This window comes from Shewanella sp. SM29 (assembly GCF_025654245.1).
GTDB lineage: Bacteria > Pseudomonadota > Gammaproteobacteria > Enterobacterales > Shewanellaceae > Shewanella > Shewanella oncorhynchi.
In genome coordinates this window covers 21867-41203 of record NZ_JAKKRN010000041.1, presented here as the reverse complement: position 1 = coordinate 41203, position 19337 = coordinate 21867, and the positions used below count along the sequence as shown (strand labels likewise).

At 46.7% G+C, this 19337-nt stretch carries 15 protein-coding genes; 13 read left to right on the top strand and 2 right to left on the bottom strand.

The window, feature by feature from the left end; all coding sequences use genetic code 11:
• Window positions 1-926: 926 nt before the first annotated feature.
• Both L5L77_RS20320 and L5L77_RS20315 read right to left on the bottom strand, forming a co-directional pair.
• Window positions 927-1832 (bottom strand): helix-turn-helix transcriptional regulator, encoded by a 906-nt coding sequence (locus tag L5L77_RS20320; RefSeq protein WP_263186503.1) that lies wholly within the window; start codon window positions 1830-1832, stop codon window positions 927-929.
• Between the two features lie 55 nt (window positions 1833-1887).
• The gene (locus L5L77_RS20315; RefSeq protein WP_113940335.1) at window positions 1888-2760 is read right to left on the bottom strand and encodes a formate dehydrogenase accessory sulfurtransferase FdhD; all 873 of its coding nucleotides are present in this window, start codon (window positions 2758-2760) and stop codon (window positions 1888-1890) included.
• A gap of 337 nt (window positions 2761-3097) precedes the next feature.
• On the opposite strand from L5L77_RS20315, the gene L5L77_RS20310 reads away from it, so the two are divergent.
• The 13 genes from L5L77_RS20310 to L5L77_RS20250 all read left to right on the top strand — a co-directional run bounded on the left by L5L77_RS20310 (window position 3098) and on the right by L5L77_RS20250 (window position 18883).
• Window positions 3098-3562, top strand: a complete 465-nt coding sequence (locus tag L5L77_RS20310) for a DUF3305 domain-containing protein (protein ID WP_105250549.1) — start codon at window positions 3098-3100, stop codon at window positions 3560-3562.
• Window positions 3562-4242: a DUF3306 domain-containing protein gene (locus L5L77_RS20305; RefSeq protein WP_263186502.1), complete on the top strand. Its 681-nt coding sequence runs from the start codon at window positions 3562-3564 to the stop codon at window positions 4240-4242. Before L5L77_RS20310 ends, L5L77_RS20305 begins: the two co-directional genes overlap by 1 nt.
• 188 nt (window positions 4243-4430) lie before the next feature.
• The gene (locus tag L5L77_RS20300) at window positions 4431-6092 is read left to right on the top strand and encodes a 4Fe-4S binding protein (protein ID WP_263186504.1); all 1662 of its coding nucleotides are present in this window, start codon (window positions 4431-4433) and stop codon (window positions 6090-6092) included.
• 10 nt (window positions 6093-6102) lie between these two features.
• Entirely contained in the window at window positions 6103-6780 is a 678-nt protein-coding gene (locus L5L77_RS20295; RefSeq protein WP_263182587.1) for a molecular chaperone, read from the top strand.
• Between the two features lie 177 nt (window positions 6781-6957).
• Window positions 6958-7149 (top strand): twin-arginine translocation signal domain-containing protein, encoded by a 192-nt coding sequence (locus L5L77_RS20290; protein ID WP_113940320.1) that lies wholly within the window; start codon window positions 6958-6960, stop codon window positions 7147-7149.
• 24 nt (window positions 7150-7173) lie between these two features.
• Window positions 7174-10026, top strand: a complete 2853-nt coding sequence (locus tag L5L77_RS20285) for a formate dehydrogenase subunit alpha (RefSeq protein ID WP_219235014.1) — start codon at window positions 7174-7176, stop codon at window positions 10024-10026.
• 26 nt (window positions 10027-10052) lie between these two features.
• Window positions 10053-10649, top strand: a complete 597-nt coding sequence (gene fdh3B / locus L5L77_RS20280; protein ID WP_006083566.1) for a formate dehydrogenase FDH3 subunit beta — start codon at window positions 10053-10055, stop codon at window positions 10647-10649.
• Window positions 10650-10698: 49 nt separating this feature from the next.
• Window positions 10699-11727 (top strand): formate dehydrogenase subunit gamma, encoded by a 1029-nt coding sequence (locus L5L77_RS20275; protein ID WP_113940318.1) that lies wholly within the window; start codon window positions 10699-10701, stop codon window positions 11725-11727.
• Between the two features lie 389 nt (window positions 11728-12116).
• Window positions 12117-12317, top strand: a complete 201-nt coding sequence (locus tag L5L77_RS20270) for a twin-arginine translocation signal domain-containing protein (protein WP_253989766.1) — start codon at window positions 12117-12119, stop codon at window positions 12315-12317.
• A 17-nt stretch (window positions 12318-12334) separates the two neighbouring features.
• Window positions 12335-15187, top strand: coding sequence for a molybdopterin-dependent oxidoreductase (locus L5L77_RS20265; protein WP_173497709.1), 2853 nt, complete (start codon window positions 12335-12337; stop codon window positions 15185-15187).
• A gap of 29 nt (window positions 15188-15216) precedes the next feature.
• Window positions 15217-15786: a formate dehydrogenase FDH3 subunit beta gene (gene fdh3B, locus L5L77_RS20260; RefSeq protein ID WP_105250558.1), complete on the top strand. Its 570-nt coding sequence runs from the start codon at window positions 15217-15219 to the stop codon at window positions 15784-15786.
• Between the two features lie 79 nt (window positions 15787-15865).
• On the top strand, window positions 15866-16849 hold the full coding sequence (locus L5L77_RS20255; RefSeq protein WP_131525797.1) for a formate dehydrogenase subunit gamma: 984 nt from the start codon (window positions 15866-15868) through the stop codon (window positions 16847-16849).
• 450 nt (window positions 16850-17299) lie between these two features.
• Complete coding sequence (locus tag L5L77_RS20250) at window positions 17300-18883, top strand: methyl-accepting chemotaxis protein (protein WP_263143244.1); 1584 nt, start codon at window positions 17300-17302, stop codon at window positions 18881-18883.
• Window positions 18884-19337 lie beyond the last annotated feature (454 nt).

Genomic DNA, 19337 nt, shown 5'->3' with positions numbered 1-19337 from the left:
TGTTTGACTTACGTCAAACGGCTCAATGAATTCTGATTTTTTGTTTCTAGCTAAAGAAACAAACTGTACATATTACTATGAACACTCATTGTTACATTGATTTAAATTTTTGACTGCCAACCCGAAGGCTAAGCAGTTTCGATTAACTCAACACCTGTGAGTGTCCACACAGATTTCTTGTTTTATCTTGTTAAAGAGCGTTGACCACATACCGTTGCCGGCGGGTCGTGCTGATGCTTCATCAGCTCAAGGTCGTGCATTTTACGCATTTCCCGTTTCGCGTCAAGGAGTATTTTTCAACTTCTTGCTGCGGTTGAATTAAGTGCTTAAAAGCTACTCAATTTAACCTAACTCGTCAGCCTGCTTAACGCTGTCTGCCGTGTCAGTGGATGCGCATTATAGGGAGATTGAGAAAGTGCGCAACCCCTTTTTTAAGTAAATTTGCAGTTAATTCATATTATCTAATCTAGCCACACCATACCCACCGCTTACCCCCAAAGTTATCCACAAAATAGCGCTTTATCTGTAATTTGGCCCAATTGATTGCCAGCGTACAGTATCAAGACAAAGGGATCATGAGCATGAATGCTATCAGATTTAAATGAGAATAACGGCTGCTCGAACCGGAATATCTCACCTCCACTTTTATATAGAGTCGTTAATGGGAGAATTACGGGGAACAACAGAAGAAGATGACACTCTGAGTGTATTTGGCGATGAAGATACTTTACCTATATATAGTAGTTGCCCCCCCATCAACCCACCATAGAAAGTCGAAACGACGTAATCAGCAATATAACGAGGGTCTCTTTGATACTTATTCGTTAGTAGCTGGCTACATTAGATATCAGCATGTAGTAGCAGTAATAAGTAGTTCAGAGACCATTCAACTCTATTCACCTTAATCCATTACCGAGTTGAGTGGATTAGCTCGCACTCCATAGCAGTTGTCCGCAGTCTGTAAGATCATAGCCACCAAGTAGTGCCGCCATTTGCCTCGAGTGACCGCTCGCCAACATAGTAAAAAGTTGTTGAAGCTGACGACGGAAGTAAATGCTTTGCGGCATAATGAAATCAAAAGACTCTTTAATCAACGGCACGAAACTTAAACCACTTTCCAAAGCCACAGATTGACAACCAAAACCAATATCGGCATCACCCCTAGCGATATAACCCGCCAACTCGCGTTCACTATAGGCAGTTAGCACGACATTAAGTTGATCTAAGCGAGCACCTTGCTTTAACAACCAATGCTCTAAGTGCTGTTGGCTACCTGCGCCCCCCTGACGACTCACCCAACGCCAAGGCAAGTTCACGACTTTATCTTCTTCTTGGCATCGGTGGTGCATATCGGCACGCATGATCAACCCTTGCTGACGGGAGTAACCATGCACCATGATCCATTGTTGATGGTTGTTATAACCTTTAAGTAAAGCTGGGTGGCGAATATTTCTATCCTCCATGCTACCCCAGTGTAAGGTGCACACATCGGCATAACCTTTAGCAAGCAACTCTAACCCTAAGCGTGAACCTGTTGCGCTGTAGCTTATCAACTCACGGCTACCAACTTGCGCCATCAAACGCGCCACCAGCATAGATAATAGTGGATCGTCACTACCAGTGATCAATAAACGGTCGGTCAGCATGCCACTGTGGCAAGAATCCATTACCCAACGGTCGATTAACACTTTCGGAAATAGCCATTTACCGGTGATTTTAGTGGCGGGGAGAATTCTGTCATTAGCCATGGCGTAGACTTTTTTCTCATTAAGATCTAAATACTCAGCCACTTGCTTCGCGCTCATGTAGACCAATTCACTGGCAGACGTCATCTTGTTTCCTTGTCTTATTCTTCGTTACTGCATGTAAGTCTTAGCTGACTTGAGGCTAAGGAGCCGTATTGGCATCAAACTGCAGATTTTCACTGCCGTGGTACACCAAAAAGTGACGGCCTTTCGCGCGTGCTATAATAGTAATACCCAACTGCTGCGCCAGTGCTAAGCCCATTTGAGTAACGCCACTGCGTGATAACAAAATAGGGATCCCCATTTTGGCGACTTTAATCACCATTTCAGAGGTTAAGCGGCCTGTGGTATAGAATATTTTATTATCGCCACGATCCTGCGTCAGCCACATATCCCCAGCCAAGGTATCGACGGCATTATGGCGGCCAACATCCTCGACGAAAGCCATAATTTTATCGTCTTCGCACAAGCCACAACCGTGTACAGCACCCGCATTTTTATAGGTTTCATTATATTCGTTGATATTTTTCAATAAGCTATAAAGGGTGCTTTGCTTAAGACTTGGCGTTGGTAAATTGATGCCGTCTAAATCTTGCATAAAACTGCCATAAACCGTGCCTTGACCACAGCCTGATGTCACCGTTTTTTCGGAGAGTTTCTCATCCAGATCGGCGGTTTGTTCACGGGTAACCACGGCTGCAGAACTCACATCCCAATCGACAATAACCGAGTCCAATAGACTGACATCCGAAATAAAGCCTTGGTTCTTAAGATAACCTAACGCCAGTGACTCAGGTTTCGCTCCTAGGGTCATAAGTGTCACTATTGGTCGCCAGTTCAAATACACGGTAAGCGGACGTTCGCAGGCGACAAATTTATCCAACACTTCCCCGGCTTCATTCACTGCTTTTACAGCAATGGTTAGCGGTACTTCCACTTGAGTTCTCACAAAAGAACACTGATGCTGAGTTTTTTGAGAAGGATTGGCTGCAGCTATTTCGCTATCTGTGCTCATGTTGTTATCAGGAATAGTGATATTTTCAGAGATCATAATGTTACCGCTTAACGAGTCATGGCCAGAGCATAGCAATATTTATACCTAGACATAAAAATTGGGGTTAAATGCGTGATCTGCCGCAATGCAGATTTTTCATTAGCCCTTTTATGTCCCAAACAAAATCCTGTACTGGACAAAATGTCCAATTTATAGGGTGTTTTTGATGATCTAGCTCAAACTAATCCACTATGTTTACTGGCACCAATATTGCAGTGACCTTTTATCGCAATTTGTTGGTAAAACCGAACCGTTCACTCTACGGTTTGTCCATCAACACGGCTGAGACGGAGAGACAATGCAACATACAACTAGTGTTTGGCCTATGTACGTTTCACTCAAGAAAGTAGAGAAGCAAGTTGGCCGCTGGACCTCAGTACAATGGGAAATTGATCACCTACTTCCCGCCACCCATCAAGCCCCAGACGATGCAACCTTAGTGCTACTCGAACTGCATAAAGACGAACGCGCCAGCTATCGCCTCAATCTCGATTTAGATAACGCCATGCTGTATTTAGTATGTGATGAAACGGCCGATGGCACTTGGATACCTGCGGCATTATCGGCGGATCAGAATGTCGCGGCGGGTTGCCTTGAGGGCAATACCCCTGTCCTCAACTTATTGATGCCAAAAGCTATCGCTTGTTGGATTGAAGCCTTTATCACCCAATATGGTGAAGTCGAAATTGCCGCTCATCGCCGTAAACATGTCGATGGCCGTAATAATCAAGGCCCAAGTCACGATCCATTGCGGAGGGACTAATGGCTGAATCCATACAAAAAACAGGCGGGCTACTGAGTCGCTGGAACCAACGGCGCGAACAAGTTGCAGCAGAGGAAGCGCGAGAGGCTGACGGGGAAATCACACCTCAGGAGACCATCGTAGCCGAGCCCACTATGGCAGTTGAGCCGCTTCAACCCACAGAGTCAGCCATTGAACCTAATACTGCAGAGCATGACGATACTAATCGCATCCTCACTGCAGCGGATTTACCCAATCCCGACGAGATTGAAATAGGCGGCAGCTTTGCGAGTTTTATGGGCGCCAATGTTGACCCTGCGGCTAAATCAGCAGCGCTACGTGCATTGTGGAAACAACCGCATTTCAACGAGATAGATGGGCTTTTGGAATATGCACTCGATTACAGTAATCAACCGAAACTCAGTGCAGAAGTCTCAGCTGAATTGATGCAAAAAGTCTTCCGTTACATAGCCGAAGACAGCGAGACCTCGGATGAAGAATCAGCTGTTTTAGCCAAACAAACTGAAGAAAGCAATCCATCCACGAGTCTTGATGTAAGCGAAACAACAACTCATGAGACTAATGAAGTCGAAGTCGAATGGGCAGCTGAGCCGATAACGGACAATTTGGATGGGGAGACTGATGACCTACCCCAAAATGCACCAGAGCCCTTAGCTCAGGTACATACCCGAGTTGTTTAACGTCAGTTTAGCTAATTTTAATGTCCGTAACTTTGGTATGTGAATTGCTGTACTAAGATATAAAAAGCTTAGATAAAAGCAGAAAAGGCAATGACTTACTTATTACCAGCCGCCTAAATCTGCCCAGATACAGTAAAACAAGAAACAGCCAAAGTACTGTTCAGGAACGCAATGTGAGCACTTATTTGATGACCAATCAAACCCAAGAAGCGTTAAAACAAGCGCGACAACAGGTATTAACGCAAACTCAGATGTTGCAGAATCTGATCCCGCCAACTGTCAGCTATACCACCGAAGGCAATGTTCTTATTATTGGCCCAGAAGATCTGGCTCGCCTCGCCGCGGACAAATTGTCCACTATGGCCCATAGAGTGATTTTAGCCAATGAAGCCATTACCAGCCAAGATGAAGCGCACCTAGAACGTGTCATGGCAGCGGCAACTGATGTCGAAAGCTATTACAACAAACTCATTGGCGTAAAAGGCTTTTTAGGCCAATTTCAAGTCAGTGTTGAACATCAAGATGGGGCTGCCGAACTCAGTTTAGTGTCAATCCGTAAACCCCATTTCGATATCGTGCTCGATTTGAGCAGCGCAGCTTGTTTGAACTTAGAAATGTTGCCACCCGGCTATTTTTACGTAGGCCAAGACGCTGAAAAACTCGAAGATGCCCTTGCGCAAATTCCCGATCTCATCGGCCAATTTGATAAGCCGCGCTACGTCAAAATTAACCCAGATATCTGTGCCCACGACCGCAATGGCATCAATGGTTGTAATCGTTGCCTCAACTTCTGCCCGGCAGATGCGATCAGCAGTGTCGCAAAGAAAATTGAAATCGATCCATATCTTTGCCATGGCGCAGGCAGTTGTACCAGTGCTTGCCCAACTGGTGCCATCAGTTACGATTTACCTACGCCGCAAGCTTTGCATTCATACCTGAACAAAGTCGTTAGCCGTTTCCGCGAACAAGCCCAAACTGCACCGGTGATTTTGTTCCACGATAATGCCGTCGGCGCCGACTTTGTCACCGACGATCTAGCGGGTGATGTTATCCCCGTCGCCTTAGAAGAAATTACCGTTGCTAGCGTAGATCATTGGTTGTCAGTACTCGCTTGGGGCGCGCGCCAAGTGCTGATCCTCAACACAGACGCAACAGCGCCAACCCTAACGCAAATGCTTAAAGGCGAACTGTCGTTAGCCAATAGCATTTTAGATGAAATGGGCCAGCCACAACGCATTAGCCTCATCGACCCGAGCATGCTTGCCGATTTACATTCGATGCTCGATATCAGCTTAGATTGGCCCGTGATCGTGCCCGCTGCATTTGCCTCGACCACTAAACGCAACACGCTATTTGAAGCGATAGATCACCTTAATAGCCAAGCGGGTGAAATCGATACTTGCCTCAGCCTCAACAATATTCCCTTTGGCAAAGTCAGTGTAAATGTAGAAAAGTGCACTATGTGTATGTCCTGCGTGGCAATTTGTCCCACGATGGCATTACAAGATGGTGGCGACAAACCTGCACTACACTTCATCGAGCAAAACTGCGTGCAATGTGGTTTATGTGAGGCAGCGTGTCCTGAAAAGGTTATCAGCCTTACCCCGCAAATTAACTTTAATAAAGCTGCCCGTCAGCAACAACACACCCTGAAAGAAGAAGCCCCCTTCGAATGTATTCGCTGCGGCTCTCCTTTTGCGACCCAATCTATGGTGCATCGGATGCTGGATATGGTCGGCGCGCACAGCGCATTTTCTGCCAATATTGAACGCTTGAAAATGTGTGGCGACTGCCGGGTAAAAGACATGTTTGAAGACATTCTTCAAGATCCTGAAAAGCAACTGCGATAAGAGATCCGCTATGACCGAATCAGTAAGACAAGTTTCAGAAAACGATCAGTTGAGAGCCGATATCTATCAACTGTTAGCCGCCCTATTGCGCCGTCAGCCAAGCCCTGAACTGCTACAGTTTTTGGCCAATCTTGAAATTGATGCCAATGAAGACAACGAGATGACTAAAGCTTGGTTATCACTCCAACTCGCCGCACAGCAGTTCAACAGTGCACAACTAGAAGACGAGTATTTTGCCCTGTTCCTCGGTGTAGGTTGCGGTGAGATCCTGCCCTACGGCAGCTGGTTTATGACGGGCTCATTGATGGATAAACCACTGGCATTGCTACGCCAAGACTTAATGCAACTGGGGTTTGAACGCGAAGACAACGTCAAGGAACCCGAAGATCACGTTGCTGCCCTGTGTGAAGTGATGGGTACCCTGATTTTAGAAGCGCCAAGTTATCGCCAATTGGCTTTTTACCAACGCCATATCGGCAGCTGGATTGGCCGTTTTTGCGACAATTTAGCCAAAGCGCCAAGTGCGGCGTTTTACGCCACGGTTGCACAGCTAGCAAAAGCTTTTTTTGCAATGGAAGCCAGTGCTTTTGAGCAATTAAGCTTAGATATTCCAGTCAATTGCCCAGGCAGCGCAGACTTACAGCCAGCCACCAGCGATTTAGCAAAACCAGTAGAGTTAATGAACTAAGACTAAACTGAGTGATAGCGCGGCATGTGCGTGCTAAATGTAAATGTTAGAGATGAGTTCAAACTGCGAAGGTGAGATTAATGTTCACCTTCGCAACAATAACTGAAGCTTAGGCTTCCACAATAACCGAGGTGGTAGCCGTTTGTACCACCTTATCCAGTAACACAAGGAGACACTATGAAGAAGCCAGCTTCCGACATGGGCCGTCGTCAATTGCTTAAAGCATTGGCACTCGGCAGTGCGGCAGGCGCAGTGGTCACTGTGAGTAGTCAAGCGTTAGCTTCGACAAAAACGGCAGCAACCACAGAGCCTAAAAGTGAGAACTACCGCGAAACCGACCATATTCGTAGCTATTATGCGTCGCTTTAAAACTAAAATAGAGGAGAGTGTGTGATGCGATTAACCCGCAAAACAGACCAGGTTGTCGAAGCTAAAGCGCCAGCACTGGGTCTCAATCGTCGTCAATTCTTAAAATCGGCAAGTCTTGCCACAGGAGGGATCGCTGCGGCGTCCATGCTGGGCACAGGCATGATGCGTAAAGCACAGGCCCAAGAAGATATTGGCCATAATGTTCCCACCGAAGTCAAACGTACCATCTGTTCTCACTGTGCCGTAGGTTGTGGTGTGTATGCAGAAGTACAAAATGGTGTATGGACGGGTCAAGAACCCGCATTCGATCACCCGTTCAACGCTGGCGGTCACTGCGCGAAAGGTGCTGCACTGCGTGAACATGGTCACGGCGAAAAACGCCTGAAATACCCCATGAAGTTAGAAGGCGGAAAATGGAAAAAGATCTCTTGGGATCAAGCGATTAATGAAGTCGGCGATAAAATGGCTTCAATTCGTCAAGAGTCAGGCCCAGATTCAGTCTACTTTATGGGTAGCGCTAAGTTCTCTAACGAACAAGCTTATTTATATCGCAAATTTGCGGCATTGTGGGGTACGAACAACGTCGACCATTCTGCCCGTATTTGTCACTCTACCACGGTAGCCGGTGTTGCTAACACTTGGGGCTACGGTGCGCAAACCAACTCAATCAACGATATTCGCAACTCTAAGTGCATCATGTTTATTGGGGCCAACCCCAGTGAAGCGCATCCTGTTGCCATGCAGCATATTTTGATTGGTAAAGAACGCGGTGCCAAAATCATCGTTGTTGATCCACGTTTCACCCGTACTGCAGCGAAATCTGACGAGTACGTGCATATCCGTCCTGGCACAGACATCCCCTTCATTTATGGCCTCTTATGGCACATATTTGAAAACGGCTGGGAAGATAAAGAGTTTATCAAACACCGTGTCTATGGCATGGATCGTATCCGCGAAGAAGTGAAAAAATACCCCCCAGAAGAAGTTGAACTAGTTGCGGGTGTACCAAAAGCGCAGATGTACCGCGTCGCCAAAATGATGGCTGAAACCAAACCCGGCACCATTATTTGGTGTATGGGTGGTACTCAGCACCACGTGGGTAACTCTAACACCCGTTCATACTGCATGTTACAACTTGCTTTAGGCAACATGGGTGTACCTGGCGGCGGCACTAACATTTTCCGTGGCCATGATAACGTGCAAGGCGCAACCGACTTTGGTTTGTTATTTGATAACTTACCGGGTTACTACGGTTTAACGACTGGCGCTTGGGCCCATTGGAATAATGTGTGGGATCTCGACCCTAATTGGGTAGCGAGCCGTTTCGATCAAGGCGAATATCTAGGACAAAAACCGCAAACCTCTGCGGGTATTCCTTGTTCGCGCTGGCACGATGGCGTGTTAGAAGATAAAACCAAGATAGCGCAAAAAGACAATATTCGTCTGGCGTTCTTCTGGGGACAATCGGTCAACACTGAAACCCGTGGCCGTGAAGTGCGTGAAGCTTTAAATAAAATGGATACCGTCGTCGTTGTCGATCCATTCCCAACCATGGCGGGTGTTATGCACCAACGTCAAGATGGGGTTTATTTACTTCCTGCGGCAACCCAGTTTGAAACCTACGGTTCAATCTCTGCGACTAACCGCTCAGTACAATGGCGTTCTAAGGTCATAGAGCCCCTGTTCGAATCCCTGCCTGATCATGTGATCATGTACAAACTCGCCAAAAAAGTGGGTATAGATAAAGAGCTATTCAAGCATATTAAAGTCAATGGTGAAGAGCCTTTGATTGAAGATATCACCCGCGAATTTAACACAGGTATGTGGACTATCGGTTATACCGGACAAAGCCCAGAGCGTTTAAAAATGCACCAAGAAAACTGGGGTACTTTTGATGCTGATAGCCTAGAAGCCCCCGGCGGTCCTGCCAAAGGCGAAACCTACGGCTTACCTTGGCCTTGTTGGGGGACACCAGAGATGAAACATCCTGGTACCCAGATTCTGTATAACGAAGCCAAACATGTGAAAGACGGTGGCGGTAACTTCCGTGCTCGCTATGGTGTGGAACATGAAGGCAATAATATTCTTGCCGAAGGTACTTACTCTAAAGGCAGTGAGATCCAAGATGGCTATCCTGAATTTACCGCCGATATGCTTAAGCAATTAGGTTGGTGGGATGACCTGACCGAAAACGAGAAAAAACACGCCGAAGGCAAAAACTGGAAAACTGACATTTCCGGCGGTATCCAACGTGTTGCTATCAAGCACGGCTGTATCCCTTACGGTAACGCTAAAGCTCGTTGTATTGTATGGACATTCCCAGACGATATTCCACGCCACCGCGAACCACTTTACACGCCTCGTCGTGACTTAGTCGCTAAATACCCCACCTACGAAGATCGTATGGTTGCTCGTTTACCGACACTGTATAAGTCAATTCAAGACAAGGATTTTGCTAAAGACTTCCCATTGGCACTCACATCAGGCCGCCTAGTGGAATATGAAGGTGGTGGTGAAGAATCCCGTTCTAACCCTTGGTTAGCTGAACTACAACAAGAAATGTTCATCGAAATGAACCCTGCAGATGCAGCGGATCGTGGTATTCGTGACGGTGACAATGTTTTTGTTCATGGTCCAGAAGGCGCCAAAATCACGGTTAAGGCTATGGTGACACCGCGCGTTATTGCCGGTGAATGTTTTATGCCATACCACTTTGCTGGGGTGTTTGAAGGCGAAAGCCTAGCGAAAAACTATCCTGAAGGCACTGTGCCTTACGTGATAGGCGAATCTGCAAACACCATTTTAACTTATGGCTACGACGTTGTGACTCAGATGCAAGAAACTAAGTCCAGCCTATGCCAAATCAGCAAAGCCTAACCTACTTGATGAGGAGATAAGCCATTATGGCAGTCATGAAATTTCTGTGTGACACCAAGCGCTGCATCGAGTGTAACGGTTGCGTCACTGCATGTAAGAACGAAAACGACTCCGCTCTCGAGTGGGGAATTCAACGTCGCCGCGTGGTGACGATCAACGATGGTCTACCTGGCGAAGCCTCAATTTCAGTGGCTTGTATGCACTGTACTGACGCTCCCTGCATGGCCGTATGTCCGGCAGATTGTTTCTACCGTACCGAAGACGGCATAGTGCTACACAACAAAGATACTTGTATCGGTTGTGGTTATTGCTTCTATGCTTGTCCATTTGGTGCACCGCAATTCCCGAAAAAGACTGCCTTTGGTAGTCGTGGCAAGATGGACAAGTGTACTTTCTGTGCCGGTGGCCCAGAAGAAACCTTCTCCGAAGCCGAGCGTAAAAAATACGGTGCCAACCGTATTGCTGAGGGTAAGTTACCTATGTGTGCTGAGCTTTGTTCTACTAAAGCGCTGCTCGCAGGTGATGCGGAAGTGGTATCAAACATTTACCGTCAACGTATGGCCTCTCGAGGCAATCCTAACGTGATTTGGGGTTACAACCCCAAGACAGGTGAGATTAACTAAGCAGAGCGAGGGTTAGGGAGAAATCCCTAACCTCTGGCAAGGAGTGAAAATGTTAAACAAACAGTTAAACAAATCACTGCGCAGTCTGTTTGCTCTGTTGGTGCTCGTCATGGGATTGGGATTAGGTTCAGTCATGAGCTCAAACCCAGTACACGCAAGTGATCAGCAATCGAGTCAACAACAGGCGAAAGCGCAAACCAGCGATGCCGATCTTTGGCGAGCGGTAAAAGCAGGCGATGCCGGCTATACCACTGCCAAAGGGATAGATACTGGGGTGTTGATTAACGTTGCCGGTAACCAAGGTAAAGAACTGAGAAATGAATACTTAACCCCCGTCATGGCGCTAGCCGTGGTAGGTGTGTTTGGTGCTTTCTTATTGTTTTATCTGGTGAATGGTCCATCAAAACTGAGTCATGGCTTTTCAGGCAAGATGGTTTCGCGCTGGTCCAAGGCGGATCTGTGGATCCATTGGATCATGGCGAGCAGCTGTCTGGCACTGATGTTTACCGGTCTAACCATAATGTTAGGTAAGCATGTCATACAGCCAATGTTAGGCCCCGACCTTTGGGCGCCATTGATCTATGGCAGCAAAACAATCCACGATTGGGCAGGTCCCATTTTTATCGCGGCTTGGGCTGTATGTGTGGTGAAATGGATGCCGTTACAAACCTTCAAGATGTATGATTTGAAATGGTTTTTAGTGGTAGGTGGTTATATCAACTTTGGCCCGTTCAAAGGTAAACACCCTGACAGTGGGTTTGCCAACGCCGGTGAAAAAATGTGGTTCTGGACCCTGATGTTGTTTGGTTTATTCATCAGCGTATCTGGCATCATGTTGGTATTGCCAGGCTTGGATTTACCCCGCGAAGCCTCTATGGGCGCGCTGCTGATCCACTCTATCAGCGCCATTATCTTGATTGCCTTTACTATAGTGCATATTTGGATGGCGACCGTACTGAGCGAAGGCGGTATGGAGTGTATGAAGTCAGGCTATTGTGATGAAAACTGGGCAATCCAGCACCATAATCTCTGGTATGACGAAATCAAAGCCAACGGCAGCTTAAAGTATAAAGACTAAGTTAAACCGCAGCTTTTACATCCTCAAAACACCCCGCATCGCGGGGTGTTTTTTATTCGCACTGATACCCTAATTCAACAGTACAAAAAATTAACAACTGAAACAGCGAGATACAAAAATCCGCCAACGCCATCCTCCCCAGTAGTTCACTAAACTATGAGCGAGTTAACGCTTTAAGAGAATGGCCGCCGATTTCAGGGCTGCAAACTGTCCTAGATCAATTCCTACTCAATCCTTTCCTACTATATTGCCGTCACGCGCGATGATTCATGGCAAACAAGATGATTTCATTATCTTTTCCACCACTAATCTTCACTTTTTGATAACAAGATGAACCCCACAAAAAGCCGTGCGATCTCAAAAACTAAACCCTAATTTCAGGAGTCAGCATGAAGCAGCAACCCAGCGATTTATCTCGCCGATCTTTGCTCAAAGCGCTCACCGTCGGCAGCGTAGCGGGTGCCGCCATTGCCGCAACCGGCATGAGCGTGGCACAGGCCAGCGAGAGCAGCAAGGTAACCACTAAAGAGTCAAAGGGTTACCACGAAACTGCGCATATCAGCAGCTATTACGATAGCTTGCGCAGCTAATCTAGGAGAAGTCAGCGATGAAGTTAACTCGCAAGTCCAATGTTGCCACAGTGGCAGACAAACCGGCGTTAGGCATCAGCCGTCGTCAATTTATGAAGCACGCAGGTATCGCCACAGGTGGTATTGCCGCAGCATCTCTGATGGGCACAGGCATGATGCGTCGTGTCGAAGCCAAAGAAGTGCCGCATGATGCGCCAATCGAAATCAAACGTACTATTTGTAGTGCCTGCGCCGTCGGTTGTGGCCTGTATGCCGAAGTACAAAATGGTGTGTGGACGGGCCAAGAACCCGCATTCGACCATCCATTCAACGCTGGCGGTCACTGCGCGAAAGGTGCTGCACTGCGTGAACATGGTCATGGTGAAAAACGCCTGAAATATCCAATGAAATTGGTTGATGGCAAGTGGAAAAAAATCTCTTGGGAAGATGCTATTAACGAAGTGGGCGACCAAATGCTCAACATTCGTAAAGAATCTGGCCCAGACTCAGTGTACTTCATGGGTAGCGCTAAGTTTTCTAACGAAGGTTGTTACATGTACCGCAAGTTGGCGGCTATGTGGGGCACAAACAACGTCGACCATTCAGCTCGTATTTGTCACTCTACCACGGTAGCCGGTGTTGCTAACACTTGGGGCTACGGTGCGCAAACTAACTCTTTCAACGATATCCAGAATGCTCATGCCATCTTCCTGATCGGGGCAAACCCAGCAGAAGCGCATCCCGTTTCGATGCAACATATTCTGATCGCTAAAGAAAGAAACAACGCCAAAATCATCGTCGTTGACCCACGTTTCTCTCGCACTGCAGCGCATTCAGACTTGCATTGTGCAATTCGCCCAGGCACTGACATTCCTTTTATTTACGGTATGTTATGGCACATTTTTGAAAATGGTTGGGAAGATAAAACCTTTATCAAGCACCGCGTATTCGAGATGGAAAGTATCCGTGCTGAAGTGAAGAAGTTCCCACCTAAAGAAGTCGAAAACATCACTGGTGTGAGCGAAGCCGAGGTTTATCAAGCGGCTAAATTAATGGCTGATAACCGTCCTGGCACTGTGATTTGGTGTATGGGTGGAACTCAACACCACGTGGGTAATGCCAACACTCGCGCTTATTGTATTCTGCAATTAGCACTGGGCAACATGGGCGTTTCAGGTGGCGGCACTAACATTTTCCGTGGCCACGATAACGTACAAGGCGCAACTGACTTAGGTTTGTTATTTGATAACTTACCCGGTTACTACGGTTTGACCTCTGCAGCATGGAGTCACTGGACCCATGTTTGGGATCTGGACATGGCATGGGTGAAAGGTCGTTTCGATCAAACAGCCTACCTTGGCAAAGATCCAATGACGACACCGGGTATTCCTTGTTCTCGTTGGCACGATGGTGTGTTAGAAGATAAGAGCAAGTTAGCGCAGAAAGATAATATCCGTATGGCGTTTTTCTGGGGACAATCGGTCAACACTGAAACCCGTCAGCGTGAAGTGCGTGATGCCTTAGACAAGATGGACACAGTCGTCGTTGTCGACCCATTCCCAACGATGGCAGGTGTTATGCACCGTCGTAAGAATGGCGTGTATCTGCTGCCTGCGGCAACTCAGTTTGAGACTCACGGTTCAGTATCTAACTCAGGCCGTTCTATCCAGTGGCGTGAGCAAGTCATCGAGCCACTGTTCGAATCTAAAACTGACATCGAAATCATGTACCGTTTGGCCCAAAAACTGGGTATTGCCGAGCAGTACACTAAACGCATCGCGATTGAAAATGGTTTACCTGTGATTGAAGAAATCACCCGTGAAATCAACCGCGGTATGTGGACTATCGGTATGACAGGTCAAAGCCCTGAGCGTATCAAGTTACACACCCAAAACTGGGGCACTTTCAGCAACAAGACGTTGGAAGCCGCAGGCGGCCCAGCTAAAGGCGAAACCTACGGTTTACCTTGGCCATGTTGGGGCACACCAGAGGCTAAACACCCTGGCACTCAAATCCTTTATAATCAAGCCAAACACGTTAAAGACGGCGGTGGTAACTTCCGCGCCCGTTACGGTGTTGAATATAAGGGTCAAAGCATTTTAGCCGATGGCACTTATTCTAAAGGCGCTGAAATTCAAGACGGTTACCCAGAATTTACTGCCGATATGCTCAAACAATTGGGTTGGTGGGATGATCTGACGGCGGAAGAAAAAGCGGAAGCCGAAGGTAAAAACTGGAAAACAGATTTGTCAGGCGGCATAGTGCGCGTGGCGATCAAGCACGGTTGTATCCCCTTTGGTAATGCTAAAGCTCGTTGTATTGTATGGACTTTCCCTGACCAAGTCCCTGTACACCGTGAACCGTTATACACAGCACGTCGTGACTTAGTGGCGAAATACCCAACCTATGACGACATGCAAGTACACCGTCTCCCTACGCTGTATAAGTCTATCCAAGACAAAGACATGAGCGGCAAGTACCCGCTGGTACTGACATCGGGTCGTCTGGTTGAATACGAAGGTGGTGGTGAAGAATCTCGCTCCAACCCTTGGCTGGCTGAACTTCAACAGGAAATGTTCGTTGAGATAAGCCCTGCCGACGCTGCCGATCGCGGCATTCGTAACGGTGAAGACGTCTGGTTAGAAGGCGCCGAAGGTGGCCGTATTAAGGTACAAGCCATGGTTACCCCAAGGGTAAAACCCGGCGTTACCTTTATGCCATATCACTTTGCGGGTGTGATGCACGGAGAAAGTTTAGCGCCTAATTATCCAGATGGAACAGTGCCTTACGTTATTGGTGAATCTTGTAACACTGCGCTGACCTATGGTTATGACCCTGTGACACAAATGCAGGAAACCAAGGCATCACTCTGTCAGATTGTTAAAGCGTAAGTGCAGCTTAAGCTAGGAGAATTGCCATTATGGCTACAATGAAATTTTTGTGTGATACCAAGCGCTGCATCGAATGTAACGGTTGTGTCACTGCCTGTAAAAACGAAAACGACTCCGCTCTCGAGTGGGGGATCCAACGCCGCCGCGTAGTGACGATCAACGATGGTCAACGTGGTGAAGCCTCAATATCTGTCGCCTGTATGCATTGCTCAGATGCACCTTGTATGGCGGTTTGCCCAGCAAACTGCTTCTACAGAACCGACGACGGCATAGTGCTACACGACAAAGATGCCTGTATTGGTTGCGGTTACTGCCTGTACGCCTGTCCATTTGGCGCACCTCAGTTCCCGAAGAAAGGTGCCTTTGGTAGCCGCGGTAAGATGGATAAATGTACCTTCTGTGCCGGTGGCCCAGAAGAAAACCACTCAGATGCAGAACGCCAAAAATACGGTTCAAACCGTATTGCCGAAGGCAAACTGCCTATGTGTGCAGAACTGTGCGCGACTAAAGCACTGTTAGCGGGTGATGCCGAAGTGGTTTCAAGCATCTTCCGTGAGCGTGTGGCTTATCGTGGTGCTAAAAACGCGGCTTGGAATTAATTCAGGTCAACAGGATCTGTCCACAGACTTAGCTTAGCGCCTATCTAGGTGGGCGCGACTAAGTGAGAGAGGATGTATGATGAACAAATGGTTCAAACACATAGGTTTAGCCATAGCACTGTTATTTAGTGCTGTGTGTATAGCCAATGGTGGTGATGAACTGGCGAATCAAGTTCAACAGTCTGATGCCCAAATTTGGGCGCAACTGAAGGATGGTGCCACGGGATACACTACCTCCCAAAGTGAGTTTCATGCTCAGCCTATCAATACCTACGATTTACGGGTATTAGCGCTGCGTAGCGACTGGTTAGCGCCCGCCTTAATGGCAGCACTATTCGGTATGATCATTATCTTTGTCCTATTTATCAAGGTGAATGGCATCTCCAAGCTGCACCATGGTTTTTCAGGCAAGTTAGTGCATCGCTGGTCTAAGTTTGATGTTTCAATCCACTGGTTAGGCGCGATTCCATGCTTACTGTTGATTTTAACAGGCTTAACCTTGCTGGCGGGTCGCTTCTTCTTCCAACCTTGGTTGGGTGAAGGCATCTGGGAAGCAATCGTCTATGGCGCGAAGCAAATCCATGACGTGATGGCGATTCCCTTCATGATAGGTTGGGCATTGATGACCACCCTATGGGCAAAAAACCAACTGCCAAAAATGTACGACGTAAAGTGGTTCATGGTAGTAGGCGGTTACATTAACTTTGGTCCGTTCAAAGGTAAGCACCCAGATGCAGGTTTTGCTAACGCGGGTGAGAAAATGTGGTTCTGGGCATTTGCCCTGTTTGGATTAGTGATTTCGGCCTCGGGCATGTTATTACTCTTCCCTAACCTGTTCGAGCCAAGCCGTACATTAAGCTTGATCGCCCTGGTACTGCATTCAGTGAGCGCTATCGTGATCTGTGCTTTCTCTATCGTACACATCTTCATGGCAACTGTGATGTCAGAAGGTGGTATGGAATGTATGGTGTCAGGCTACTGTGATGAAAACTGGGCAAGCCAACATCACAACCTATGGTTTGATGAAATCAAAGCCAACGGCACGCTTAAATATAAAGAATAAGACTGGAATCTAGTTGTAGGTATTCCAAAAAATACTTAGCCACTAGCAAACGTAGAGCCCCCGTCAATCACTACTGGCGGGGGCTTTTATTTCAGCATTAGTCATCGGCTTTAACTATATGTCTGAATTACATTTTGAATCATTTGTAGCATTTGAGTACGAGATCACAAAGACCAATTTAAATGCTAAATCACTGTAAAAAAATTGCATGTATCATAGTCATTTAATAATAAAAACAATAATCTAGATAAAAGTTGAATTTAAACAACACAACATTTCGTAACTTAGCAACCAACCAGATGCAACACCAATAAAACAATTCAATTAAAAACAGTATCTTAGTGGACATTTCCATAAAATACTCTCTTGCTGGCTAGCTCACGCACACGCTAAAATTACCTATAGCGTAATTAAATTACGCATTGCTGCTTTTTATCCTAGAAGGTCACCATGTTTAAAAATGCCAAAACCAGTACATTGACGGCATTGCCATCAGTGTTTACAAGTATCTTACTGATCATCATAGGTATTTCGTGCTATCGCAGTTTTAACGAACTCGGTGAGACCAGTAAAAGCCTAGTCGACAACACTCAGCTCGCAGAAACTTTCACTACAGTACGAGAATCCTTTTTTGAGCTGCGCTTAGCCACCTTAGTCCACAACGGTAAAGCTATCGCCGATCAACAACATAAGGTCGCACAACTTGTCTCTCAACTGACCAAATTTAATACCGACTTCATGGGCACTGATGCTCAAGCTATTCACACTCTTTTACCACAAACAGAACATTATGTTCGTCTCTACCAAGAAGAACTGGCACTCGCTAAACAAACTGGAGCAGTACCTGAGCTAACCGCTGAGCGTGCAGCGCTCGGGCCTAAGGTCAGTAATCAAATCAACCAATTAGTCGCGCTGATCACTCAGCGAAATCATGAGTTAGGCAAACAAGCTGAAGATAAAGTCACCTCAACAGAAAGCATCCTACTGGGATTGATCTTGTTCGCGATTGTAGCGTCACTCTTCAGCGCCCTCATTATGAGTAAACAACTCGTCCACATAATCAATGAGATAAAACGGGTAATGGAACGTCTTGCCCATGGCGACCTAACTCATAAAACAAATATTAAAGGACAAAATGAGCTCTGCTCACTCGCAGAAGATCTCGACAGCGTGATAGGTAATCTACGTGAAATTATGTCTGAAATTACCCAAGCCTCGGATCATATGTCCGACCAAATTGGGCAATTGAATGTACAGTCAAATGCCAATAATCATGCACTGCAAATCCACGCCGTTGAAACCGACCAAGTCGTGACAGCCATGACTGAAATGAGCGCCACGGCCCATAATGTCGCGGGTGATGCTGCATCCGCAGCCCAGTTTACTCAACAAGCAAATGCGCAAGCGGATAAATCGAAGAAAGCCGTTGAACAAGCTGCCAACACTGTGATTGCCTTGGTCGCTAAAGTCGATGTCGCTGCTGATGCGATTAATGATATGAACGAAAATACTCGTCATATCGCCGCGATTTTGAATGTAATAGGTGAAATTGCCGATCAAACCAATCTGCTAGCGCTTAATGCAGCCATCGAAGCCGCCCGTGCAGGTGAACAAGGTCGAGGCTTTGCTGTTGTCGCCGATGAAGTTCGCTCACTGGCCGCACGCACTCAAGCAAGTACCGCAGAAATCAACCAGATGCTGGAACAACTTTATCTTGGTGCCAATGCCGCCGTAACCGCAATGGAGCAAACTAAACACAGTTGCCAGCAAGCCGCCGATACCACCAATCTGGTAACGGAAAATCTCGATACCCTGACCACTTATGTGTTCGATATTAATGGGCTCAGTAATCAAATCGCCACCGCAGCAGAAGAGCAAAGCGCTGTGACCGAAGAGATAAACCGTAATCTGACCACCATTCGTGAAATGGTCGATGAACTGAATCAAAGCGGTAAAGCCACCCTCAATAGCGCAACCTCTTTGGCCGCGACGAAGGAACAACTCGTCGGCGTGGTCTCGCATTTTAAGCTTTAGATTTAGGCTCCCTGAAAAAGCTTTTAAATCTGCGGCCTAATAACAAAAATTATTGGGCTGTCAGATTTTTAAATGAGATATAAAGCGCGTCACACACCTGCAATATAAATCGCAGCCAAGAAAAATAACCTATTATTAATACTGTATTTTTATAAAAATTATTTACCAAAAAATGATTAAATTGATTCAGTGTCAACAGTGCTAAACCAATAATAAGAGCGTGAAGCCTATAGTTCAGGAATGAAGATACTTATTGCCCATCACAATATTGAATACCACTAAAAAACTTCGGACTCAGCTAATCAACGATTAGCTATCGTCGGCTTCCATGTAACGCCAACACACGGCAGTGCTACCGCTGCAATTCATCCGCCTGTCCATAACACAGTGGTAAACCACAAGGCTTGCTTGTAGCATAACAAGCCTCTACGTTAAACAACTTCACTAGCACTAC

What these genes read in the sequence shown, in the direction of transcription:
- L5L77_RS20320 (WP_263186503.1), bottom strand. Translation starts at nt 1,832, where the DNA reads ATGACGTCTGCCAGTGAATTGGTCTACATGAGCGCGAAGCAAGTGGCT.
- L5L77_RS20315 (WP_113940335.1), bottom strand. Translation starts at nt 2,760, where the DNA reads ATGAGCACAGATAGCGAAATAGCTGCAGCCAATCCTTCTCAAAAAACT.
- L5L77_RS20310 (WP_105250549.1), top strand. Translation starts at nt 3,098, where the DNA reads ATGCAACATACAACTAGTGTTTGGCCTATGTACGTTTCACTCAAGAAA.
- L5L77_RS20305 (WP_263186502.1), top strand. Translation starts at nt 3,562, where the DNA reads ATGGCTGAATCCATACAAAAAACAGGCGGGCTACTGAGTCGCTGGAAC.
- L5L77_RS20300 (WP_263186504.1), top strand. Translation starts at nt 4,431, where the DNA reads ATGACCAATCAAACCCAAGAAGCGTTAAAACAAGCGCGACAACAGGTA.
- L5L77_RS20295 (WP_263182587.1), top strand. Translation starts at nt 6,103, where the DNA reads ATGACCGAATCAGTAAGACAAGTTTCAGAAAACGATCAGTTGAGAGCC.
- L5L77_RS20290 (WP_113940320.1), top strand. Translation starts at nt 6,958, where the DNA reads ATGAAGAAGCCAGCTTCCGACATGGGCCGTCGTCAATTGCTTAAAGCA.
- L5L77_RS20285 (WP_219235014.1), top strand. Translation starts at nt 7,174, where the DNA reads ATGCGATTAACCCGCAAAACAGACCAGGTTGTCGAAGCTAAAGCGCCA.
- fdh3B (WP_006083566.1), top strand. Translation starts at nt 10,053, where the DNA reads ATGGCAGTCATGAAATTTCTGTGTGACACCAAGCGCTGCATCGAGTGT.
- L5L77_RS20275 (WP_113940318.1), top strand. Translation starts at nt 10,699, where the DNA reads ATGTTAAACAAACAGTTAAACAAATCACTGCGCAGTCTGTTTGCTCTG.
- L5L77_RS20270 (WP_253989766.1), top strand. Translation starts at nt 12,117, where the DNA reads ATGAAGCAGCAACCCAGCGATTTATCTCGCCGATCTTTGCTCAAAGCG.
- L5L77_RS20265 (WP_173497709.1), top strand. Translation starts at nt 12,335, where the DNA reads ATGAAGTTAACTCGCAAGTCCAATGTTGCCACAGTGGCAGACAAACCG.
- fdh3B (WP_105250558.1), top strand. Translation starts at nt 15,217, where the DNA reads ATGGCTACAATGAAATTTTTGTGTGATACCAAGCGCTGCATCGAATGT.
- L5L77_RS20255 (WP_131525797.1), top strand. Translation starts at nt 15,866, where the DNA reads ATGAACAAATGGTTCAAACACATAGGTTTAGCCATAGCACTGTTATTT.
- L5L77_RS20250 (WP_263143244.1), top strand. Translation starts at nt 17,300, where the DNA reads ATGTTTAAAAATGCCAAAACCAGTACATTGACGGCATTGCCATCAGTG.